This window comes from Chryseobacterium arthrosphaerae, from assembly GCF_001684965.1.
GTDB lineage: Bacteria > Bacteroidota > Bacteroidia > Flavobacteriales > Weeksellaceae > Chryseobacterium > Chryseobacterium arthrosphaerae.
On sequence record NZ_MAYG01000023.1, the window covers coordinates 335,259 to 357,620 of the forward strand.

At 38.4% G+C, this 22,362-nt stretch carries 28 protein-coding genes; 9 read left to right on the forward strand and 19 right to left on the reverse strand.

What is annotated here, in order from left to right; genetic code table 11:
• Nucleotides 1-134: 134 nt before the first annotated feature.
• The 4 genes from BBI00_RS20675 to BBI00_RS20690 all read right to left on the reverse strand — a co-directional run bounded on the left by BBI00_RS20675 (nucleotide 135) and on the right by BBI00_RS20690 (nucleotide 3,976).
• The gene (locus BBI00_RS20675) at nucleotides 135-989 is read right to left on the reverse strand and encodes a glycine betaine ABC transporter substrate-binding protein (protein WP_065400722.1); all 855 of its coding nucleotides are present in this window, start codon (nucleotides 987-989) and stop codon (nucleotides 135-137) included.
• 1 nt (nucleotide 990) lies between these two features.
• A complete protein-coding gene (locus BBI00_RS20680) occupies nucleotides 991-1,818 on the reverse strand; it encodes an ABC transporter permease (protein ID WP_065400723.1) in 828 nt (275 codons plus the stop codon).
• Nucleotide 1,819: 1 nt separating this feature from the next.
• A complete protein-coding gene (locus BBI00_RS20685) occupies nucleotides 1,820-3,070 on the reverse strand; it encodes a quaternary amine ABC transporter ATP-binding protein (protein ID WP_065400724.1) in 1,251 nt (416 codons plus the stop codon).
• Nucleotides 3,071-3,610: 540 nt separating this feature from the next.
• Entirely contained in the window at nucleotides 3,611-3,976 is a 366-nt protein-coding gene (locus BBI00_RS20690) for a DUF1304 domain-containing protein (RefSeq protein WP_065400725.1), read from the reverse strand.
• Between the two features lie 65 nt (nucleotides 3,977-4,041).
• On the opposite strand from BBI00_RS20690, the gene BBI00_RS20695 reads away from it, so the two are divergent.
• From BBI00_RS20695 to BBI00_RS20705, 3 genes are all read left to right on the forward strand, one after another.
• Nucleotides 4,042-4,614 carry a Crp/Fnr family transcriptional regulator gene (locus tag BBI00_RS20695; RefSeq protein WP_065400726.1) on the forward strand — a complete coding sequence of 191 codons (573 nt, stop codon included), beginning with the start codon at nucleotides 4,042-4,044 and terminating at the stop codon, nucleotides 4,612-4,614.
• 63 nt (nucleotides 4,615-4,677) lie between these two features.
• A complete protein-coding gene (locus BBI00_RS20700) occupies nucleotides 4,678-5,109 on the forward strand; it encodes a DoxX family protein (RefSeq protein WP_065400727.1) in 432 nt (143 codons plus the stop codon).
• 7 nt (nucleotides 5,110-5,116) lie between these two features.
• The gene (locus BBI00_RS20705) at nucleotides 5,117-5,560 is read left to right on the forward strand and encodes a carboxymuconolactone decarboxylase family protein (RefSeq protein ID WP_065400728.1); all 444 of its coding nucleotides are present in this window, start codon (nucleotides 5,117-5,119) and stop codon (nucleotides 5,558-5,560) included.
• 195 nt (nucleotides 5,561-5,755) lie between these two features.
• Here the strand turns inward: BBI00_RS20705 and BBI00_RS20710 are convergent, their stop codons facing one another.
• From BBI00_RS20710 to BBI00_RS20730, 5 genes are all read right to left on the reverse strand, one after another.
• Nucleotides 5,756-6,724 carry a cyclase family protein gene (locus BBI00_RS20710; RefSeq protein ID WP_065400729.1) on the reverse strand — a complete coding sequence of 323 codons (969 nt, stop codon included), beginning with the start codon at nucleotides 6,722-6,724 and terminating at the stop codon, nucleotides 5,756-5,758.
• A gap of 209 nt (nucleotides 6,725-6,933) precedes the next feature.
• Nucleotides 6,934-7,917 (reverse strand): aldo/keto reductase, encoded by a 984-nt coding sequence (locus BBI00_RS20715; protein WP_065400730.1) that lies wholly within the window; start codon nucleotides 7,915-7,917, stop codon nucleotides 6,934-6,936.
• Nucleotides 7,918-8,161: 244 nt separating this feature from the next.
• Nucleotides 8,162-8,845 (reverse strand): type 1 glutamine amidotransferase domain-containing protein, encoded by a 684-nt coding sequence (locus tag BBI00_RS20720; protein WP_065400796.1) that lies wholly within the window; start codon nucleotides 8,843-8,845, stop codon nucleotides 8,162-8,164.
• A gap of 80 nt (nucleotides 8,846-8,925) precedes the next feature.
• Nucleotides 8,926-9,213 carry a putative quinol monooxygenase gene (locus tag BBI00_RS20725; protein WP_065400731.1) on the reverse strand — a complete coding sequence of 96 codons (288 nt, stop codon included), beginning with the start codon at nucleotides 9,211-9,213 and terminating at the stop codon, nucleotides 8,926-8,928.
• Entirely contained in the window at nucleotides 9,210-9,827 is a 618-nt protein-coding gene (locus BBI00_RS20730; protein ID WP_065400732.1) for an NAD(P)H-dependent oxidoreductase, read from the reverse strand. The genes BBI00_RS20725 and BBI00_RS20730 overlap by 4 nt, the downstream gene beginning before the upstream one ends.
• 312 nt (nucleotides 9,828-10,139) lie before the next feature.
• Here BBI00_RS20730 and BBI00_RS20735 point away from each other — a divergent pair, with 312 nt between their 5' ends.
• Nucleotides 10,140-10,886, forward strand: a complete 747-nt coding sequence (locus BBI00_RS20735; protein WP_065400733.1) for a metallophosphoesterase family protein — start codon at nucleotides 10,140-10,142, stop codon at nucleotides 10,884-10,886.
• Nucleotides 10,887-10,926: 40 nt separating this feature from the next.
• Complete coding sequence (locus tag BBI00_RS20740) at nucleotides 10,927-11,826, forward strand: LysR family transcriptional regulator (protein ID WP_065400734.1); 900 nt, start codon at nucleotides 10,927-10,929, stop codon at nucleotides 11,824-11,826.
• Here BBI00_RS20740 and BBI00_RS20745 read toward each other — a convergent pair.
• Nucleotides 11,800-12,267, reverse strand: a complete 468-nt coding sequence (locus BBI00_RS20745) for a GNAT family N-acetyltransferase (protein WP_065400735.1) — start codon at nucleotides 12,265-12,267, stop codon at nucleotides 11,800-11,802. The two genes, BBI00_RS20740 and BBI00_RS20745, sit on opposite strands and share 27 nt — an antisense overlap.
• Nucleotides 12,268-12,702: a GNAT family N-acetyltransferase gene (locus tag BBI00_RS20750; protein ID WP_065400736.1), complete on the reverse strand. Its 435-nt coding sequence runs from the start codon at nucleotides 12,700-12,702 to the stop codon at nucleotides 12,268-12,270.
• A 277-nt stretch (nucleotides 12,703-12,979) separates the two neighbouring features.
• Between BBI00_RS20750 and BBI00_RS20755 the strand changes: the two genes are divergently transcribed.
• The 3 genes from BBI00_RS20755 to BBI00_RS20765 all read left to right on the forward strand — a co-directional run bounded on the left by BBI00_RS20755 (nucleotide 12,980) and on the right by BBI00_RS20765 (nucleotide 15,484).
• Nucleotides 12,980-13,855 (forward strand): aldo/keto reductase, encoded by an 876-nt coding sequence (locus tag BBI00_RS20755; protein ID WP_065400737.1) that lies wholly within the window; start codon nucleotides 12,980-12,982, stop codon nucleotides 13,853-13,855.
• The gene (locus BBI00_RS20760; RefSeq protein WP_165602570.1) at nucleotides 13,855-14,358 is read left to right on the forward strand and encodes a hypothetical protein; all 504 of its coding nucleotides are present in this window, start codon (nucleotides 13,855-13,857) and stop codon (nucleotides 14,356-14,358) included. The genes BBI00_RS20755 and BBI00_RS20760 overlap by 1 nt, the downstream gene beginning before the upstream one ends.
• 64 nt (nucleotides 14,359-14,422) lie before the next feature.
• A complete protein-coding gene (locus BBI00_RS20765) occupies nucleotides 14,423-15,484 on the forward strand; it encodes an NAD(P)H-dependent flavin oxidoreductase (protein WP_065400739.1) in 1,062 nt (353 codons plus the stop codon).
• 34 nt (nucleotides 15,485-15,518) lie between these two features.
• Here BBI00_RS20765 and BBI00_RS20770 read toward each other — a convergent pair whose 3' ends face one another.
• On the reverse strand, nucleotides 15,519-15,962 hold the full coding sequence (locus BBI00_RS20770) for a DUF3291 domain-containing protein (protein WP_065400797.1): 444 nt from the start codon (nucleotides 15,960-15,962) through the stop codon (nucleotides 15,519-15,521).
• A gap of 94 nt (nucleotides 15,963-16,056) precedes the next feature.
• On the opposite strand from BBI00_RS20770, the gene BBI00_RS20775 reads away from it, so the two are divergent.
• Nucleotides 16,057-16,428 carry a winged helix-turn-helix transcriptional regulator gene (locus BBI00_RS20775; protein ID WP_065400740.1) on the forward strand — a complete coding sequence of 124 codons (372 nt, stop codon included), beginning with the start codon at nucleotides 16,057-16,059 and terminating at the stop codon, nucleotides 16,426-16,428.
• An 11-nt stretch (nucleotides 16,429-16,439) separates the two neighbouring features.
• On the opposite strand, the gene BBI00_RS20780 is transcribed toward BBI00_RS20775, so the two are convergent.
• The 7 genes from BBI00_RS20780 to BBI00_RS20810 all read right to left on the reverse strand — a co-directional run bounded on the left by BBI00_RS20780 (nucleotide 16,440) and on the right by BBI00_RS20810 (nucleotide 22,340).
• Nucleotides 16,440-17,228, reverse strand: coding sequence for a C-type lectin domain-containing protein (locus BBI00_RS20780; protein ID WP_065400741.1), 789 nt, complete (start codon nucleotides 17,226-17,228; stop codon nucleotides 16,440-16,442).
• A 14-nt stretch (nucleotides 17,229-17,242) separates the two neighbouring features.
• Nucleotides 17,243-18,028: a C-type lectin domain-containing protein gene (locus BBI00_RS20785; RefSeq protein WP_065400742.1), complete on the reverse strand. Its 786-nt coding sequence runs from the start codon at nucleotides 18,026-18,028 to the stop codon at nucleotides 17,243-17,245.
• A 423-nt stretch (nucleotides 18,029-18,451) separates the two neighbouring features.
• Nucleotides 18,452-19,789: a UDP-N-acetylmuramate--L-alanine ligase gene (locus BBI00_RS20790; RefSeq protein ID WP_065400743.1), complete on the reverse strand. Its 1,338-nt coding sequence runs from the start codon at nucleotides 19,787-19,789 to the stop codon at nucleotides 18,452-18,454.
• A gap of 6 nt (nucleotides 19,790-19,795) precedes the next feature.
• The gene (locus tag BBI00_RS20795) at nucleotides 19,796-20,233 is read right to left on the reverse strand and encodes a hypothetical protein (protein ID WP_065400744.1); all 438 of its coding nucleotides are present in this window, start codon (nucleotides 20,231-20,233) and stop codon (nucleotides 19,796-19,798) included.
• Nucleotides 20,234-20,249: 16 nt separating this feature from the next.
• Nucleotides 20,250-21,056: a lysophospholipid acyltransferase family protein gene (locus BBI00_RS20800; protein ID WP_047098495.1), complete on the reverse strand. Its 807-nt coding sequence runs from the start codon at nucleotides 21,054-21,056 to the stop codon at nucleotides 20,250-20,252.
• A gap of 27 nt (nucleotides 21,057-21,083) precedes the next feature.
• Nucleotides 21,084-21,713 (reverse strand): NUDIX hydrolase, encoded by a 630-nt coding sequence (locus BBI00_RS20805; RefSeq protein WP_065400745.1) that lies wholly within the window; start codon nucleotides 21,711-21,713, stop codon nucleotides 21,084-21,086.
• A gap of 159 nt (nucleotides 21,714-21,872) precedes the next feature.
• Nucleotides 21,873-22,340, reverse strand: coding sequence for an OsmC family protein (locus tag BBI00_RS20810; RefSeq protein ID WP_065400746.1), 468 nt, complete (start codon nucleotides 22,338-22,340; stop codon nucleotides 21,873-21,875).
• Nucleotides 22,341-22,362 lie beyond the last annotated feature (22 nt).

The following is a 22,362-nucleotide window of genomic DNA, read 5'->3' on the forward strand; positions in this document are numbered from 1 at the left end:
TATGTTATTAAATTTCTTTGCGCCTTTGCGATTACTGATAATATTGCTTCATAGAGAAAAGATCAAATTCTATCTCGATGAAGAAATCCTCAGACCCGTGTGGAGCTGAGGATTTTTAATAATACCAAATTATATTAATTTTTATCTAGCCAGGACTGTACCAGTTCAGAATGATCTTCCACCCATTTTTTTGCTGTGGCTTCTTTGTTTTTACTGTCTTCCATTTTTGTTAAAAGATCAGTCATGGTTTCATCATCGAAATGGAGCCTTGAAAAGAATTTTGCCAGATCCGGATGATCTTTCCCAAAGCTTTTTCTGGAATAGGTTTTAATCTGTTCAGCTTCACCATAAATCTTTTGGGGATCATCAAGAAATTTAAGTTTCATTTTACCGAACATCCAGTGGGGCTGCCATCCTGTAACCACAATCCACTGTTTGCGCTGTATGGCATTCTGTAATTCTGTGATCATGGCGATGGTAGAGGAGTTGATCTGTCTGTAATCCAGCTTATAATCAATAATGGCTTTATCTGTACCGGTCGTTAATCCTGCTCCTTTCTCAATTCCAATAATTCTATGATTGAACTGTTCCTGGTGCTGATTAAGTTCTTCAATGGAATTAACAGGAACGTATTCAGGAACTACCAATCCTATACGGCCGTTATCATAATTGGTTCCAAGATGAGTCAGCCCCGGAAATTTAGCAAGTTTTTTGGCATGGGTGTAAGGAAGCCAGACGCCCATGAAAAGGTCAGTATCTTCATTATTCATTGAAGCCAGAATCATATCCGTAGAGGCTTTCTGAATAATGACATGATAGCCCTGCCGGTCCAGAATAGCTTTAGCAATATGGGTCATTGCCACATCTTCTGCCCAGCCGTCTACCATTCCTATAGTGATATATTTAGAGTTTTTTATGTTTTCACACGAATTTAATGCTGTAAAAATGAACATTAAAACGGGGAAAAAAAGGTATTTTAATTGTTTCATTTTATTGTTTTTTCTTTACAAATCCCTGGGTGATCCTGTCCAGGATGATGGCTAAAATCACAACGGACAGTCCGCTTTCAAATCCCAGACCGATATCCAGATTATTAATTCCTTCCAGTACTTTTTCTCCTAAGCCGCCTGCAGCAATCATTCCTGCGATAACCACCATGGATAAAGATAACAGTATGGTTTGATTGATCCCTGTCAAAATAGTTTTCATCGCCAGGGGAAGCTCTACTTTAAACAAAATCTGTCGGTTGGTGGCCCCAAAAGCTCTGGCTGCTTCCACAATGTCTTTCGGAACGGCTTCTATTCCAAGTGTTGTTAATCGTACCGCAGGCGGCATTGCAAAAATAATGGTGGCAAAAGCACCGGGTACTTTACCGATACTGAAAAATAATACGGCAGGAATCAGATAGACGAATGCGGGCATGGTCTGCATCAGATCCAGTAACGGACGGATGATTTTGTCAGCTATTTTGCTTTTAGCGGCAAAAATTCCCAGAGGGATAGAAAGGATAAGGGCTGTAATAGTGGAGACAAATATAAGGGCCAGGGTTTCCATGGTTTCTTTCCATAATCCCATTAAAAATATCAGGCTCAGTCCGGCTGCGGTTATCACAGCGACGCCTTTTCCGGCCTTCCATAGTGCCAGCAGCGTAAAAAAGAGAATGATTGCATAAAAAGGAGTGTTTGTTAATACCCATTCAATCCCCATGATAGAGGAATTTCCTATGTGTTTTATGACATCAAATACAGGTTTTCCGTTTTCTGTGAGCCAATTGATTGCAGTTTCTACATATTGACCTATATCTATAGTTTTATTCATCTTATTGGTTGTTTGCAATTTCTTTTAATTCAATAATTTCTTCTTCGTTAAACTTGGTCGCTTCTATGACAAGGGATAACTGGGTAACAAGACCTAAAAATTTATTGTCTTCATCAATAACAGCAATGGAAGATTTATTTTCGGAGATCAGCGGCAGCATTTCCTCTACCGTCACTTCAGGATACACTGAAGGAACGTTACTGTTGATAATTGATTCTACCGTAGGTTCTTTCTTTTTGGCGATCCGGACCACATCATTAAGGGTTACAAACCCCAGAAATTTATTCTGAAAATCTACTACCGGAAGGTTTTCTAAGCCTGTGGTTCTCATTTTTCTTAAAGCGCCTTCAGGGCCGTCTTTTCTGAAACGGACTACCGTAGCTTTGTCGAACATCAGAGATCTGGCCGTGATGATTGTTTTACGGTCTACTTTTTCTACGAAAGCTTTTACATAATCGCTGGCAGGGTTGGTTAAAATATCTTCGGCTGTACCTATCTGTTCTATGACCCCATCTTTCATAATGACGATGCGGTCTCCGATTTTGATGGCTTCGTCCAGGTCATGGGTAATGAAGACAATGGTTTTCTGTAATGTATTCTGCAGTTCAAGCATCTGATCCTGCATTTCAGATTTTATCAGTGGGTCCAGTGCAGAGAAGGCTTCGTCCATCAGCAACACTTCGGGATCATTTGCCAAGGCTCTTGCCAGCCCGACTCTCTGCTGCATTCCTCCTGAAAGTTGCGAAGGATACTGGTTTTCGAAGCCATTTAAGCCCACAATATCGAGTGCTTTCTGTGCTTTTTTATCCCGGGAAGCTTTATCTTCACCTCTTATCTCCAGCCCGAAAGCTGCATTGTCTAAAATCGTATGATGAGGCAGCAAACCGAATTTCTGGAATACCATACTCATTTCCGTTCTTCTTACTTCCAGCAGCTCTTTATTGTTTTTCCCTGTGATATCATCGTCATTGATGTATACTTTTCCTGATGTGGGTTCATTCAGTCTGTTCAAACAGCGCAGTAGAGTAGATTTTCCACTTCCTGACAGCCCCATGATGACAAAGAATTCGCCTTCATAGATTTCGAAACTTGCTTTGTTGATTCCTATGGTACAACCTGTTTTTTCAAGAATTTCCTTTTTGGAAAAGCCTTTGTCTAAAAGTTCCTGTGCTTTTTCTTTGTTCTTACCAAAAATAATAGTCAGATCTTCAACTTTAAGTTTTACTTTTCTACTGTTTTCATTTTTTTCCATATTCAGAATTTTGAATTAATAATTGATATAAAAAATTGTACACCAATTCATTATATACGTTTAGCTTTAGTTGTTCTGCTGATGTGACAGGATAAAATAATTTGCTGGGCTTTTAAAAAATAAAAGCTTTCAACAAAAAAAAATAATGCATAAGCACCATGAGGCCTTATGTTTATTTTAAATATTTCAATAGATTATACTCTAGAAAAAGAGTGTATATGTAAAAAGAAGCTAATCTTTTACATAGATTCTACAATTAAATTACTGATGAGGTAATTACAGATATGTGTACTGAACAACTTGAATGCCTACTTTGCATCAAAATGCAGGCCAGCATAAAAAAACTGTGTATCAATTTTTTATGACGGTGCAAATTTACGGATTTTATATTAAATGGATTTTTTAAGCCGTAAAGTGTTGGTTTTTAGTGTGGTTGAAAAATGAGCTGCTATTCGTGTTTTTTTTCTTTCCTGCTAAAAAATAGGAGAGTATTGACAATTGTAAAAAATTAAAGTGATCTTTACCGTATGAAGTATAAAATTACTTCAGTAAAACTGCAATAATCGCCAGAATTGCGGGCAAAGCCTGTACAAAGAATATTTTCTTCGTTGCGGAAATCGCTCCATAGATCCCTGCTACAGCTACACATCCTAAGAAGAATAAGGCTACATTGGTTTGCCATTGCGGATCTTTGATCAGAAAAGACCAGATCAGTCCTGCGGCCAGAAAACCATTGTATAATCCCTGGTTGGCAGCCAATCCCTTTGTAGGTTTAAACATTTCCGCAGGCAATGCTGCTTTGAAGACTTCTTTTCCCTTGGTTTCCCATGCGAACATTTCCATCCAGAGGATATAAAGGTGTTCTAATGCGACAGCTGCAATGAGGATTTTAGCAATGACTTCCATGATTTCATATTTTGTGATTGTAAAACTAAAAAAATAAAGTTAAGTTTGAGTATTCAATTCTAAAGATGGATAATTTCAAGGCACATTTAAATAAATTCATTACAGTAACAGATGAAGAATATACTTCCATTTTTTCTTTCTTCGAGGTAGTAAGGGTAAAGAAGAAACAAAGCCTGATGCTGGAAGGGGAAATCTGCAGGACCATGTATTTTGTGGTGGAAGGCTGCCTGAGAAAATACTTTATTAATGAAAAAGGGGTAGAGCACACCACTCAGTTTGCCATTGAGAATTGGTGGATTACGGATACATTTGCTTATGAAAGGCAGATGCAGACGGATTTCAATATTCAGTCTGTAGAAAAATCTACCATTCTTGTTATTGATTTTAAAAATCAGGAACTATTACTGGAGCAACATCCTGTGATGGAAAAATACTTCAGAATCATTTATCAGAGAGCATATGCCGCTTCTGAAAGAAAACTCCGCTATCTGGCAGAATATTCAAGAGAAGAGCTGTATGTTCATTTCAGTACATTATATCCCTGGTTTATTCAACGGATACCTCAATATCTGATCGCTTCATTTCTGGGTTTTACTCCCGAATATTTAAGTGAAATCAAAGCAAAATTACGTTCTTAAACCAGTTTAAGTTTTTTACGGATCAGATATCGGAAATTTGTCATGTGATTAAAAGCCAATACAATGACAGATACCCAAAATCAATTTCCACAGCTGTTTTTAAGATCAGCTCTTGCTGTAACGATGCTTTCAGCAGTGGCAGACCGCTTCGGATGGTGGAGTAAAGAAAACTCATCATGGGGGAATATGGAGCGTTTTAAAGAATATACAAGACAGCTTACATTTTTCCTTCCCGAATCTTTGAGCACGGTTTCAGCGTATGCCGCTACTTTTCTGGAAATTCTTTTTCCTTTACTCCTGATTTTTGGATTTAAAACAAAGTTCGCAGCCTATGGAAGCAGTATCCTGCTGCTGATTTTTGCCCTGTCTATGACCATTGCATCAGGACCAAAAGCCCCGCTGAACTATTCCGTATGGGTAGGGTGTGCAGGAGCTCTTTTACTGGCTGTGCAGCCACAATATTCTTTCAGCATAGATCAATTAACCAAAAAATAATATAATAATGAGCGCAAGATTAAACATTGCAACAGTAGATTCAGCAGCTTACAAAGCGATGATGGGATTAGAAGGATATTTACAGACAACTTCTTTAACCCCTATTCAAAAGGAATTAATTAAAATCAAGGCTTCCCAGATTAATAAGTGTGCCTTCTGTCTTGATATGCATACGAAAGATGCCATTAAATATGGAGAAACGCCTCAAAGGATCTTCATTCTGGATGGCTGGACAGAAGCCAGGGAGTTTTTTACGGAAGAAGAACAGGTACTTCTGGCAATGACTGAGGAAATTACTTTAATCAGCCACAAAGGATTAAGTGATGAAACATTCCAAAAAGCAAAAGCATTCTTTGATGACAATCAGATTGCCCAGATCATTATGGCCATTGTAACTATCAATGCATGGAACAGAATTGCAATCAGTACCCACATGCCCATCGCTAAATAGGTAGTGATAATACAGTTTTTATACTAAAAAAAAGAGCTTTTCAACACTGAAAAGCTCTTTTTTTTGGATGTTAAATAGCAAAGCAGAAGGTTCCGTGGGTATTAAATTCTGTAATTGATATTTTTAAAATTGTATAATCAGTACCTCAGGTCCGGAATAGTAAATTACGCATTATTCTTAAATCTGAGAAAGAAATCAATATACAGCTACCGGATTCACATTCACCTGGGTAGACCCTACATAGAGAGGCTGTCCCAGTACAAACAGGAATTCCCATACTTTCTGTTTTACCAGCGGGCGGCTGTCAATTAATTCTAAATTATAGATTCCTTTTTTGGCCAGCATATATTGGTTGATGGGAAATTCTTCTTTACTTTTTGGATTTGGATAGACCTCAGAAGCCCAGGTGTCACCACCGAAAGCAACAATTCCCTGGTCAGCTAACCATTTTGCGGCATCCATTCCGATTCCCGGCTCAGTTTCTAAGAACTGTTTATTGTCTTTACCTATCAGTTCAAGCCATCCTGTATTGAAAAGAATAACATCACCTTTTCTCAAAGTAAGCCCCTGTTTCTTTAAGACAGATTTGATATCCTCAACGGTAAATTCTGTCCCGCCGGGTACAATGGCTTTTCCATAATGAGACACCATATCAAGAACTACACCTCTGGTTACAAAAGGAGGTACTTTCTCAACACCCAGTTTTTTTACGCCTTCTACGGTTACAAAATCTGTAGCTTTATTCCCGTTATAGTAAACATTATCAATACCGATGTGTCCTATGCCGTTAAGCTGAGTGCCTACGCCGGTCCATCCGTTCACCAGTTCATCGTTGAATGTAAACCTGTTGGGACCAATACTTTTTCCACCCTGTTCTCCGGGCTGGATGTTGTATAGATTGAAGCTTCTGTGTCTGAAAGCCGGTAAGTTTTTATCAATAGGAACAGCCAATGCCAATGTTTTGCCTTGTTTTACCAGTCCAAGCGCCTGTTTTACCACTTCAGGTGTTAATAAATTCGCAGCTCCGATTTCATCCTGCGCTCCGTAAGCAGACGGATACCATGACTGGTCTGCAGGATTAACAAGGGTTTGTGCGTTTAATGCAATGCTGTTTATAGTCAATAGGGTTACTAACCCGAATATTTTAATCAGATTCTTTTTCATTTTTTATGATGTATAGGTTAAAAAGAAGGGAAGTTGGAAGCGGGAAGTTGTTGCAGTCTCTGAACAGCTGGCATTCCGGTTATTGAAAATGATGCTTCCGGGGTTACTTTTCTTTAAAGAGAAAGGAAGCTGGAGGAGGGAAGTTTTTGAAGTCGGTCAACAACCTGACAGTACTTTCATCCTCCCTCTTCCGGCTTCCAGTTTTTATATTAAATTTCGCTTAAAGCAGCGTTGATGAAATTCAATTCTTCCTGAGAAAGGCTGATATCCATTGCTTTTGCATTGTCAATAGCCTGCTCTGCATTTCTGGCACCTGCCAAAACTACTGTAATGGCTGGCTGTAAAGTAGTCCATCTTAATACCAGTTGAGAAAGACTGGCCCCTTTTTCCTGAGCAATAGGTTCAATTTTTTCCAGGAATGTTTTTACTTTATTCAGATCAAACTGTGAGAAATACCCGTTTCTGTGGTCATTGTCTTTTAATTTGTTATCCTTAAAATATTTACCTGTTAAAAGACCTCTTTCCATTGGGCTGTATACGATAATTCCTGAATTGTTCTCTAATGAATAAGGAACAAGATCATTCTCAATAGAACGGTTCAGCATACTGTAAGAAACCTGGTTGCTGGCTAATTTCAAAGTTCTGTTAGCCTCTTCCATCTGGGCAACACTGTAATTGCTTACCCCTGCAGCACGAACTTTTCCTTGTTGGATCAACAGTTCCATAGCTTCCATCGTTTCGCTGATCGCTGTGGTACTGTCCGGCCAGTGAAGCTGTAAAAGGTCGATATAATCAGTCCCGAGTCTTTTTAAGCTTTCTTCAACTTCTTTGATGATGTTTTCTTTTGAAGCTAATTTATATACCGGAATTACTTTTCCTTCATCTTCAGCGTCAAAGAAAAACTCTCCTTTTCCGTTGTTGCTTCCGTCCCATACCAGCCCGAACTTGGTTAGCAACTGGATTTTTGAACGGTCTTTTCCTTTGATGGCTTCACCAATCATTTCTTCGCTTAATCCGAAACCGTAGAAAGGTGCTGTATCAATAGAAGTCACTCCATGATCCAATGATGCGTGAATTGAGTTAATAGAGTCTTGTTTTTCATTACCACCCCACATGTTACCGCCAATGGCAAAAGCTCCGTGTGTGATGGTTGATAATTCTAAATCTGTATTTCCTAATGTTCTATATTCCATTTTGTTTGTTTTAAATTGTTATTGTGTGCTAAACCTTGAAAGACTCAAAATATATTGTAGACATCTGATTAACCGCCCCCGTCAAATCTTTGATTTACCACTCCTCCGAGAGAGGGATTTGCAGCCGTTTGATCAGAAACTCATGAAAATCGTAGATCTTCAAAAACTTAAGTGCTCTTCTCAATAGTCTCTGCATAATCACTTGTATTTACTTAAGTGTTTAAAAGCTTTTGTGCCTTTGTGGTTAAAATGATTTATTATGTAATTCTTTTAAAATTGCTTCCCCAACACTCTTGGCAGATTGCGGATTTTGCCCGGTGATCACTCTCTGATCAGCAACTACATGGTTCTGCCAAAGCCCTGATTTTTCAAATTGTGCCCCTCTTTCTTTCAGTCTGTTTTCTAATAAGAAAGGAACAACGTTTGTTAATTTTACTTCAGATTCTTCTTCATTGGTAAACGCATTGATTTTCTTTCCATCTACCAGGTATTTTCCATTATTAAGTCTGATATTTACCAATCCTGCCGGCCCATGGCATACCCCTGCAACAATACCACCGTTTTCGTAAATTTCTGAAGCAATAGCTGCCAGTTCTTTATTATCTGCAAAATCCCACATGGCCCCGTGTCCTCCTGCATAAAAGATGGTTGAATATTCTTTAGGATCCACCTGTGACGGTGTCATAGAATGATCAATCTTGTTTTTGTATTCCTTGTTTTCCCAGAATTCTTTATTGACAGGATCTTTTAAATCAAATCCATCTACCGGTGGCGTTCCTCCTTTGGGGCTTACAAAATCTATCTCATACCCGGCTTTGTAAAGAACTTCCCATGGATGGGAAACTTCACCCAGGTAGTATCCTGTATCTTCACCTGTACTTCCTTTTTTATCATGGCTTGTAACGACGAATAAAATTTTCTTTTTCATGTGTTTTGATTTTTTAGTTTGTGCCTGAACGAACCCGATACTCAGGACTGTCAGCATTAACAGCATTATTTTCTTCATCGTTAAATGATATGGGTTAGGTATATCTGAGGCTTTTCCTGGAGTTTTTCATCTGCCAGAGCTCCAAATGCTTTGATGTAAGGCTGTTGATTATGTAATGCCAATCCTTCTTCACTTTTCCAGATCTCATAGAAAATAAAATGGTTCTTATTTTCAATTCCCTGGTGAAGGTTGTAAAGTTCGCAAGCCTCTTCTTTTCTGGTTTCTTTTACCATGTTCTGAAGAACTTTCAGTACCTCTTCCTGGTGTTCTTCTTTTGCTTTTATGACTGCTGTAAGGTGAATTTTCATGATACAAATTCCGGTTTTAATTCCTGTTCAAAAACATTTCTCACATGCTCTCTGTAAAGCTTCATATCGCGCTCTATATTGGCATTTTTTTCCACATCATGGAAGTGGAAGCTCTCCATTTTTTCTAAAGACACAAAGGCATTCATTCTGTGGAACCCAAATAATGGCCCGTCATCTACACTTGTTTCATTGAAAAATTCTCCGGGAAGCGTAAAGGCCGTTGCCGGTGCATTCCAGCTTGTGGTCAGCATATATTTTCTGCCACCAAGCATTCCTCCTGTTCCGTAATTGATCTCAGGATTCGCTGCATTTCTTCCGTCACTCATATAAATTCCTTTGGCGTGGCCTGCAGTGAAAACTTCATCGATATATTTTTTCAACCCGTTAGGAAGCTGAAACCACCAGATTGGGGTATGGTAAATAATATAATCTGCCCAAACGAATTTTTTTACTTCTTCATGCTTGTCATAATCCTCGCTTACATTAGTGATTTTTACTTCTACATTTTCAAACTCCTGAAGAACGGCTAATGTATTTTCTGCGATAGTCTGATTATATTTTCCTCCGGAATGTCCGAAGTTCTGCCCTCCGTTGATGATGAGTACTTTTTTCATTTTTTATGACTGTTTAAATTTTACTCTGCAAAGTTAGTAGTGTATTTTGTATAATAAAAATAATATAAATTATAGTAAAGTATCAGAATATTTATAATTTGTTTTTTGATGTAAATCAGTTCGTTTGTGAGCTTTCAGAATAAAATTTAATGCAATGGCTTTTGATAAAATGCCTGATGATTGCTAAGGGAATACTTAATAGTAGTCTATGAATTGATGAATAAAAATTGTCCGTTATGGTCAAATATCATATCCCTAAAGAATTGATTTCATTCTGTGTCATGTACATTTGTTTGGCAAAATTGAATGATAATGATACAGATAGCGATTTTCAGTGATGTGCATGGGAACCTTCCGGCGTTGGAAGTGGTCTTGAAAGATATGGACCGAAGAGGAATTCATCAGAAATTCTGTTTGGGAGACCTGGTAGATTTTGCTCCCTGGGGAAATGAAGTGATCCAGAAAATAAGGGATCAGAACATTCCCTGTCTGATGGGAAATCATGATGAAAGAATTGCTTTCGATATGCCTGTTTTTCCTTTGGATAAGCATTCTGAAGAAGAAACAGAGGCGAGGTTTATCGCTATAGACCATTCAAAAAAGCATATTATAGAAGAAAACAAAAAATTTCTTTCTGTACTTCCTTTCCATTTGAAATTAAACTACAAAATAGGGAATAAACATTGGGATATTCAATTGGTTCATTCCAGTCTGGAAAGCAATGATACTTACTTATATGACTCCGAAAAAGATGAGGTTTTTATCAGTATGCTGGATGACTCCGGGGCAGATCTGATCGCTATGGGGCATACTCATATATCCTTTACAAAACAGTTTGAAAATAGCAGATGGGCTGTCAATTGTGGCTCTGTGGGCCGCTCTAAAGAAGAAAACAGGCTGGCTTCCTATCTGCTTCTTACGATGGATGAAGAGAAAATAACCCCTGAAATTATACAGCTGGCCTATCCGGTGGAGAAAACAGTGCGTCAGATACGGGAAAGCGGGATTCCTGATTATTATGCTTCGTTTTTAAAGAATGAAAATGTATTAATATTATAATTATTTTGTAATTTTGTATCAGAATATTAATAAATAAGTCATGGTCAATTTAGAATGGTACCGTACTTTTAAGGCGATCTATAAAACCGGGACGCTTACCGGAGCTGCTGATGCTTTATTCATTTCACAGCCGGGAGTAAGTTTACATTTAAGTTCGCTGGAAGCGTATGTAGGGTATAAATTATTCGACAGGACCGGCAGAAAAATGATTCCTACAGAAAGAGGAAAAGTATTGTTTAATGCCGTCGCAGAGCCTCTTACCAGATTGGAGGATGTGGAGAAAAACTTTCAGAAATCTACAGAGAAACATACCCCAACCATTAGTGTCGGAATGTGTTTTGAAACGTTTCAGACTACGCTGGAGCAATATGTTTCTACATTACCTTTTAATCTGATCATCAGCTTTGGAGAATATCCGGAAATGCTGGATCAGCTGGATAAAGGAATTCTTGATCTTATTATCACCCCGAAAAAAGGATCTTCTCCCAACATAGAACATGAAGCATTCTCGTCTGAGCAGATCGTTTTGGTCGGAGGAAGAGATGTTGATAAAACTGCTTTCAATAAAGTGCTGAAAACAAAAGATGCAGAACAGATCGAAGCGTGGCTGAAGAATGAGAAATGGTACGGAACCACCGGAGATATGGAACACCTTTTCCAATACTGGACTCTGAATTTCGGGCACAAACCGAATTTCCGTCCCAATTATATCGTTCCCAACCTGAATTCCATCGTCCGTTGTCTGAAGGGAGGAACCGGACTTGCTGTTGTTCCCGATTTCCTATGCAAAAATGCCATTGAGAGCGGTGAGATACAGCTGATCTGGGAAGGAAAGAAAAAACTTGAAAATACCCTTTATTTCGGATGTAGAAAAAAAACGAACTATCAAACGGAAATAGAACATATTAAAGGTCTATTCCGTAAGGTGATGGGTAAGTAAAACCATATCCCGCATCTGTAAACCGTTTTCATAAATCGGGGATGGGTAATTTTCAATAAAGAAATCTTTACGCATCCCTGTTTTAATAAAATTATTTCTCTCATAAAACCTGATCTGCTGGAAACCTGTATCTGAAGTTCCTACCGCTAAGGTTTTATAACCATTTTCTCTGGCAATTTCCTTTGCCTTGCTGATGAGAAGACTGCCGATTCCTTTGCTTCTGTAGTTTTCAATAACAGCCATATTTTTTATTTCCAGTTCAGTAGCGCTGTTTTTGTACAATGCCATCACAGCGATATCTTCATCTCCTGAGGACAAAAGATAAATATCGGAACTGAAAATATACTGATTAATCGCTTCGACAGTTTCATCCGCCAGTAATAATAAGCTATACGGGATTTCCGAATCCGGACTGATCTTATAAAACGTGAATTCTTCCATTTACAGACTCATATGAATAAGCGGATAATCTTTTCCTGAGCCATCTTTTTCTGACCTTCCCACTTTTTTGAATCCCATTTTTTCATAAAAGCCGATTGCCTGCGGATTCTGTTCATTGACATCTACTTTGGTAAGTCCTGTTTTTTCTTTCATAAATTGATAAAGTTCCTTTCCATAGCCTTTCCCACGCATGTCGTTATGAATGAACAGCATTTCCAGGTTGCCTTCCACTACTGAAGCGAAACCTTTGGCTTCCTCATTTTCTGTAATTAAATACACTTCCAGGTTGGGAAGATAATCTCTTGGAATAGCTTCTTTGAAATAGTTGAAATCTTCTTCTGACAGAAAATCATGGGTAGCCTTTACAGCAGATTCCCAGATTTCCATAATAGCAGGATAATCTCCGGTGTTGGCTGGTCTGATATGATGTGTCATAATTCTGAATTTATACAAAAATAAGGAAAATAGCGACTGGAAGCCAGATAAGACATGGTTTGTTTGCCATTAGAAAGGTTTATATCCATCTTAAAAACCTATGTAGCTGCTGGGTTTAATATTTACATGCAGATTTAAACATAAAGATCCTTCCGTCTGTCAAGACTTGCTCAATACCATTTTTTAACAGAAACAGTAAAATTGGTAAGTCTAAATCCCGATTTTTTATCGCAAATTTGTTTAATCACTTTATATTAAAATCAAAAATCAAGAGATTATGCAAAAGAAAACCTATGCAGGGCAACCTGTGGTCACTTTAAATAACGGGGTAGATATTCCGGCTTTAGGATTTGGAGTATGGCAGATGGATGATCTGAAAGAATGTGAAAATGCTGTCATCAAAGCTATTCAGACAGGATACAGAATGATTGATACGGCGGCTATCTATCAGAATGAAACTGCTGTAGGCGCTGCTGTGAAAAACAGTGGAGTAAACAGGGATGAACTGTTCATTACTTCAAAAGTATGGGTTCAGGATCATGGGTATGAAAAAGCTAAAAGTGCTTTTCAGAGAACATTAGACAGGTTGCAGACGGATTATCTGGATATGTACCTGATCCACTGGCCGTATGGAGATTTCCTGGGCACCTGGAAAGCATTGGAAGAACTTTATCAGCAAGGGAAAATAAAAGCCATAGGTGTTTGTAATTTTACTGTTGAGAAACTGGAAGAGCTGAAGGCCCACTCAACGGTTTTACCGGTTATCAATCAGATTGAGCTGCATCCTGTATTCCAGCAGAAAGAATTACAGGTTTATGACAGGGAAAATAATATTGTAACACAGCCATGGAGCCCGCTTGGAAACGGTAATGCAGATCTTTTGAACAATGCAGATCTGAAAGCGGTTGCAGAGAAATATGGTAAAACTGTTGCTCAGGTCATTTTAAGATGGCATTTGCAGGAAGGGTTTGTTGTGATCCCGAAATCTGTAACACCGTCAAGAATTGAAGAAAATTTTAATGTATTTGATTTTGAACTGACAGAAGATGAAATGAACGTTGTTCGTTCTTTAGATACAGGAAAAAGATTATTCTTTGATCCGAAAGATCCGGAATGGGAGCAGAAAATGCTGAAATCTGTAGCAGATATTTAATGGCAAATGTGGATTGGATCTATTCCAAAAGATTTGATGAAGATAAAAAAATAGTCACTTTAAAGAGTGGCTATATTTTTTCTTTTTCAAAGTATGAAGGGTTTAGTTACAGGCTTTTAGTTATTGAATTTTTGATTGATGATGATTTCAATTATCTCCTTCAGATGAGCGTTGCTGAACATGAAGACAGGGCAAAGAATAATTCTGATCTGTTTCAGGAAAAGGGTAGGGTGCCTGAAAAGATATTGGATTATCTGGAAATATTATTGGATTCAGATTTTAAAAGCCTGAAGCAGAATTATAATTTTAGTGATTATGATATTTCTGACATCGGCTCACAGCAGTTTCTGATCAATGTGGATGAGGGTATTGAAGTTAATATCAAAGAAGGACTGCCTGTAGAGTATTTTGAAACAGAGGTTGAATTGTTTTTGTTTGAATTTAATGAGTACATGAAAAAATGGGTGGAAGAAAAATATGAAGCCTGGATCCTAAATGAGTAATATCATGAAAGATCTCTAACCTTTATTCCTGTTTTATTCGTAAATTTTATTTAAAATAATTCTTATGTTCTGGCCGGATACAATCAGTAAAAAATTAGGTGTTAAATACCCTGTCGTTCAGGCTCCCATGTTTGGAATGAGCACGCCACAAATGGTTGCAGCAGCCGGGAAAGCCGACTGTCTGGGATCGCTGGCGCTGGCTGACCTTTCTGCAGATCAGTCTGTCGAACTTATCAGGGAAACCCGGAAGTTAACAGACAGGCCTTTTGCTGTCAACATTTTTGCCCATCGTATTCCTGAAGTGACAGATGCACTGCGGGACAAATATCATAAAACAAAAAAGTTTATAGAAGATTTAGCAAGGGAAAATAATATCCACGTAACTCTTCCTGAACTTGGTGCCATTCAGGTGAAAAGCTACCATGATCTGATAGATCCCATTATTCAGGAAAACTGTAAAATTTTAAGTTTTATTTTCGGAAGCCTGGATGACGAAAGTATCCAAAAATTAAAAGCAAACGGTACAGTTCTTATCGGAACCTGTACTTCAGTAGAGGAGGCTCTGATTCTGGAAAGGTCGGGAACAGATATCATCTGTGTACAGGGGATTGAAGCAGGTGGCCACCGGGGAGCCTTTGATGCAGACCATATTCCACAGATCGGAGGACTGTCTTTGTTATCTCAGGTATATGATCACGTGAAAGTACCCTTGATCTATGCTGGAGGTCTTTACAACGCCGGAACGGTACATGCAGCAAAAGACCTGGGAGCAAAGGGCTTTCAGGTGGGAAGCCTGCTGCTGGCATCTGAAGAAAGTGCCTTGAGACCTTTTGAAAAAGAAAGGCTTAAAAAGGTAAAAGAAGAAGATATTATGCTGACAAGAAGTTTTTCAGGACGATTTGCCAGAGGGATCAGGAATAAATATATAGAAACGGTTGAAAACTCAGGATATATTTTACCCTATCCCTATCAAAATAAACTGACAAATGAACTGCGTAAAGCCGCCAAACTTCAGCAGAATGCAGATTTTGTGGGAATCTGGACCGGACAGTCTATTCACGATTACAGTGAACGTTCTGCCACAGATATCCTGAGAAACCTCATTGAACAGGTGGAAGCTGTTTAGCGTATAAAAGTTCTGGTACGCATTACATCTTCAACTAGGGCTTTTGAAAAACAGACTGGAAGTTAAATGCATAGGGTGAAGGACCATTTTCCTGCAAATATTCTAAACGTTTCAAAGCTTCGTCTATATCCGGGTATTCATCATTTTTAATCCACCACAATGCATAGTAGGCTTTTCCATATTTTTGAAACCATTCCTTTCTTCTTCTTAAAAAATCAACATGAAATGTTTTATAAGTGTAATATTCCAGGGATTCTATGTTTTTCCATACAGATAAGTTGATCATGACCTGTTCATCATGTAATGGATTAAATCCTGTAGCATTGTTGTCATCATCTTTCAGTCTCCAGATAAATCCATCACTTTCTTCGGCCAATTGGTTGACCGAATCAAGATGGCTCACAAACTCAGTCATTATGGGATCTTCAATATTAGCTCCGATCATTCTGGCAATATTAATTTGTGCTAGTTGGTACATTTTTCTATTTCTTTTATTCTGATTAATATTGTGTAAAAATAGGTCCTGTACCATTAGTATAAAATAACTATCAATATAGATACTATTAAAAAAAATGAAAAAAGAATGTGAAACCTCCTATATTAATGTTGATCAAAAATCTTATCCCTGTGCAGTAAGCTTTGTTATGGATCTCATTGGAGGAAGATGGAAAGGAGTTATTCTCTGCCATTTAAAAAATGGAGATAGAAGATTTGGTGAGCTGAAGAAAGAGCTTTCTTTTATTACAGAAACAACCTTAAGTATCCAATTGAGACAACTGGAAAGGGATCAGCTGATAACAAGAACCGTGTTTGGAACCAAGCCTCCGGTAAAAGTGATATACAGTTTATCTGATCTGGGTTTGACATTTATCCCTCTGCTTGATCATATTAACGATTGGGGTAAAATTACTTTAGAAAATAGAAAAAAGCTGTCCCAAAAGTGAGACAGCCATTTTTATTCGTTGAATTCAATGATAAGCTGGTTCATGGCCGAGCCGGTAAAGGTTGTGGTAGAGCCACTTAAATCGTTCCATCTTCTTTCTGTATTGCCGGAAGTATTATAAATATGAGTAGAACCCTCAGTTCCTCCTGAATTGTTAGGCTCTCCTGGCGCAAACCAGTTTTCCGTAGTGGCCGGGTTGGTAGACCAGTTCATTCTGAACTCTTCTCCCGTAATCCATTGAAGCCTGTCCGGGTTGCCGGGTCTCTGAATCTTATTAAAGCCGATCCATATATTGTTCCCCAGATTATATCCGGTTCCTGAAGCTACTATATTGGTTGCCACCCAGATTCTTTCAGCATCGCTGGGCATTGTTACCAGATAACCTCCCATTTGTTTTCCAAAGCTGAACGCATTGAACCAGTTGATTCCCTGTGTAAGCTGGTATGCACAGTAGGTGTGATTATTTACAGACCATTTTTTACATCCCAGTTCTGCCGCTGTTCCTCCTCCCGGTACTGGACCGGGCGGTTGAGGCCTTGTAGCTACCGGTTTGGGATCATAACCTAATATGGTGCTGTTAAATCCTGATGATCCGCTACCGAGATCACTTCTGGAAATCTTTCTTACATTTCCGTTAGTATCAGCAGAAAGTATATCGTCATTGCCAGCTCCCTGTGGTAGAGTACGGATCCTTAATTCTCCGTTATTATCGAGCGATTTTGTGGGAGTAGTTGTATTGATCCCCACCTGAGCTCCTATGAAATACGGTAAGACAATGAATGCTAAAATTGATTTCTTCATGTGTTTCCTTTTTATTATTCATTAAACTCAATGATGAGTTGGTTCATAGAAACATTGGAATTGGCAGTCAGTGTACCGTCAAGATCATTCCATCTTCTTTCAGCATTGGCTGAACTTGTAAATATATGGGTGGCTCCTTCAACTCCGTTAGAGTTATTGGGTTCTCCGGTATTAAACCAGTTTTCTGTTGTTGCAGGATTGGTAGACCAGTTGATTTTGAATTCTTCTCCGGTAATCCATTGAAGCTGATCCGGATTTCCGGGTCTCTTGATTTTATTGAAACCAATCCATATGTTATTGGCCAGGTTATATCCTGTTCCTGAGTTTACGATATTAGTATTTACCCAGGCCCTTTCCGCATCATTAGTCATGGTTACCAGATAACCTCCCATTTGTTTTCCGAAGCTGAATGCGTTAAACCAGTTGATAGGCTGTGAAATTTGATAGGCACAATATGTATGATTATTCACTGACCATTTTTTACATCCCAGTTCTGCCGCTGTTCCTCCTCCCGGTACTGATCCGGGTGGTTGAGGCCTTGTAGCAACCGGTTTGGGATCATAACCTAATATGGTACTGTTAAATCCTGATGACCCACTGCCGAGATCACTTCTGGATATCTTTCTTACATTTCCATTTGTGTCTGTAGAGAGAATATCATCAGCCGCTACGCCTATGGGTAAAGTGCGGATCCGTAATTCTCCGTTGATGTCGAGTGATTTTGTAGGAGCGGTTGTATTAATACCAACTTGTGCATTTAAAGCGCAGGGTATAATAAAAAGTAGAATCGTTTTTTTCATTTTATGTTTTGTTTATTGTACCAAATATATAAAAAATATCTTATGATAAATACTGTAACTATTTGATTTTTAAATGTTTGTGAATTTAATTTAAAATACTTTCTGTATTCATATTTGTTTATATGTGAATATTTTTAATCTATAATTGGTTTTTTATTAAAATCATAAAATGTATTTGAATTATGTATGGTAAATTGATTGTGTCAATAGCATGATAAATGAGACCTTATCATATCAATAGTTATGACATAGGATGATTGTTGAAATGCTATAAGTTTTGACATAGCAGGTGAACGATACAGCTTATTTACGGGCATAGAATGGTTAAAAAAACTCCTTCCAGAGCTAACTGAGAGGAGTTTAGGTATTGTATAGAAGCAATTATCCGATTTTAAAATTCAACCGGCTTATCGTTCAGATTGGTTATTTCGTCAGATCCAGCCCTCCGAAGTTTCCGGAGCTCATCATCAGATAGACTCCATCTGTTTTATCCAGAGTATTCCAATAGGCGTGAAGATCTTCTGCATTGGTGAATACCCTTAAGCTTTCATTTTTGAATTTCTCTTTGATGAATTCAGGAGAGATAGGTTCCATTCTTTTGATCTTCAGGGCATCTTCGGAATAGAAAACAACAGCTTCATCCAAACCGTCCATAGCGTGATCATACTGTTCAAGGAAAGCAGGATTTAAACTTGAATAGGTATGAAGTTCCAGGAATCCGTATTTCTTTTCATTCTTAAACTGTTCTTTGAAAGCTTTTACAGCAGCTTTTACTTTACTCGGTGCATGGGCAAAATCTTTATAAAGGGTTCCTTTATCTTCTCTTTCCACTTTTTCAAGACGTTTGGAAGCTCCTTTGAAACTCATGATCGCTTCGTAGAAATCCTCATCCATGATTCCCAGCTGCTGGCAGATATGTCTGGCTCCTTCAAGGTTCAGCAGGTTGTGGGCACCGAAAACAGAAAGAGGAACATCTCCCATTTCGGTTTTTAAATATACTTTCCCGTTATTGATCTCATATTCCGGAGTTTTATAAGGGATCTTCCTGAAGTAGTTTTCTGCATTTTCCACTACCTTCACTACCTCGGGGTCTTCTTCATTATAGACAAGAACGCCTCCGGCAGTAATGCTTGCCACAAACTTCCTGAACTGCTCAATATAATCATCAAACGTTTTGAAAACATTGATATGGTCCCATGCAATACCGCTCATCAAAGCAATATTCGGTTGGTATAGTAAGAATTTTGAACGCAGGTCAATAGGGGAGGAAAGGTATTCGTCTCCTTCCAGCACCATAAAGTCATTGTCCTGAGTAAGCTTTACCATACAGTCGAAACCTTCCAGTTGTGCTCCTACCATAAAATCCACATCTTTGCTGTGGAAATTCAGGACATGAAGGATCATTGAAGTAATCGTTGTTTTCCCGTGAGATCCTGCAATGACAACTCTTGTTTTATTTTTAGACTGCTCGTACAGGAATTCAGGATACGAATATATTTTCAGACCCAGTTCCTTTGCTCTTGCCAGCTCAGGGTTATCCTGATGGGCGTGCATCCCAAGAATGACAGCATCAATATCCGGAGTTATTTTTTCCGGGAACCAGCCCATTTCCTGAGGCAGTATTCCCTTTTTCTCCAGTCTTGATTTTGATGGTTCAAAGATCGCATCATCTGAACCGGTAACCTGGTATCCTTTATCTTTTAATGCGATGGCAAGATTGTGCATGGCGCTGCCGCCAATGGCAATGAAGTGGGTTTTCAATTGTATTTACTGTTTTTTAACATTAGTATTAATGATCTGCTGGAAAGCCTCAAGAATATTATTCCAATTCGTCTGATAATTTGGAGTGATCATGCTGGCATCTGATTTACTGCCTTCATTAGGACCTTTCTTGATGTTGACAGACGTAGAAATATTGTCGTACAATTTTTTATGGTCTTCCTGAATTCTTCTGAAATTATTCTGAGAAAGAGTCTGATCCAGTTTCTTTAAATCTTCATCTGAAATTTTAAAATCCTGTTTGTATTTTTTTCCCTGGCCTTCAAAAGAATAATGGGCATTATTTCCTTTTATAAGCAGGTTTTCATAGACAGGGGCATAGCCTCCGCTTTTTGCATAGCTGATATCAAAATCCGAATATACTTTCTGGCTGTTGCATGAAACTAATACTATGACTGCGAATAAGATTCCAAGTATTCTGTTCATAATTTTCTTATTTACTTTAATTATTTGAGTCCTTTTGTTCTAATTTTTTAGCTTTAAGTTCTTCATCATAACTGTGTAATAGGTTGAAGTCTTCAGTCTGCTCAATGGCAGTCATGATCTTCAGTAAAATTTCCGGTGCTTTTTCATTATCGTAGTCGATATCCAGGGGGGCCTTAAACTCCATGGTAGGTTTTACACCGGTAACCTTTACCCGAAGTCCTTTTTTATCAAAAGCTCTTCTGAATCCGTTGATCTTGATAGGGATTACGATAGGACGCTGATTTTTTACCAGTTTAGCGGTTCCTCTTCGTCCCTGTGCAAAAGCGGATGTTGTTCCCTGCGGGAAAGTAGCCACCCAGCCATTATCCAGTGCCTTCATGATATTGTCTACTTCACTCATATCTACCATCCTGTTGACGGTTTTCCCTTCAGCTCTCCAGGTTCTTTTTACCGTTACAGCACCTGCAATCTTAAAAATTTTAGGAAGAATACCTTTATTCATGGTTTCTTCAGCTGCAACATAGTAAAAATCAATCTTGGGATTCAAAAGATAGATCGGATTTTTAATGGTATTTAAATATCCGTTGTTTACGGCACAGAAAGCATGGTACATGGCAGCAACATCTGCAAAATAAGTCTGATGATTAGACACAAACAATACATTGGAATCCGGAAGATCCACAAGATGCTCTGTGCCGGTAATTTTCAGTTTATTAAAGCCATTAAACCTTCTGTAGGATACAACTCCCAAGATAAAAATAATAAACCTTTTCAAAAAATAAGGGGTACCGAATGCATCGGTGAAAATATTTTTCTTCGCCATTTTTCAATTAAACACGGTAGTGCAAAGTTACATTTTTTTCAGCAACTGGCTGAATTCACTTAATATCATCGCTGTAGCACCCCAGATAATGTATCCGTTAAAGTTGATGACAGGAACTTCTTTTCCGCCCGCACTCGGAAGTGCCATAATTTCAGGAGTGTCTGAAAGGCTTAGAAATGAAGTAATGGGAAATTCGATAACTTCCACCGCTTCACTCTGCTGTAAAATAAATGCGGGATTCTTTCTGGTATATGAAATATAGGGATATACATAAAAGTTGCTCGGCGGAATATAGATGGGAGACATTTCCCTGATGATCCGTACATAATGTTTATCAATGCCTATTTCTTCAGAAGTTTCACGAATAGCCGTCTCAGCAAAGTCCCGGTCCATTTCCTCACGTTTTCCGCCCGGTAAAGAAATCTGTCCGCTGTGCCTGTCGTGTTCATTGATGGTTCTCTGGATCAATGGAAAATACCACTCGTTATCCTTCAGGTACAAAACAATATTGACGGCAGCAAATTTGGGATTTTTGGCCAGCACTTCATCGTAGGTGAAAACAGGACGGTAGGGAGGGGAAAATATTCCATGGGCATGTTCCCCGGGAAGTTCTATACTTTTTATTTTCCGTAATAAATCTTTTCCAAAATTTTCCATAGCTCAAATTTAACAATATATCTTGAAGAAACGGGAGACTTAACATTAATTAACCTATGCCGATAAGCAGGAAAACTGTATGATAAAGACTGATGATCACAATAACCTGTATGCAAAGCATATCGATATTTTCTCAAGAGCGGGTTGGGAAAAACAGTATTATTTAACCGTTACAGTAGCAATATGTTTCACCGGAAAATTAACAGAATTGGCGATGAAACAATATTCGTTAGCTTTATGATGAAGTTCTTTTGCTCTTTCAATCATTGATTCTTCTGTTACTGTGACAGCAGGATGCAGGACTGCTTCAGTGAAATGCCCGCTTCCATTGGTTGTTTCTTCCATAATGCCCGTTGCTTCATCCGTATATTCTGTAACGATAATCCCGGCTTCTGAGCAGAAGTGCAGATACCATAGCATATGGCATGATGAAAGCGAAGAAAGAAACAGCTCTTCAGGATTATGTTTGGTTCTGTCCCCACGGAATGAAGGATCAGAAGATCCCTGAATGACAGCTTTATGCTCTGCCGAAATAGTATGGCTTCTTTCATAATCCCTGTAACCGGTGGTTCCAGTTCCCTTATTTCCTGTCCACTGAGTGGTAATTTTGTAATGGTGATTTTTCATGTTATAAAGTTAAAAGATTAAA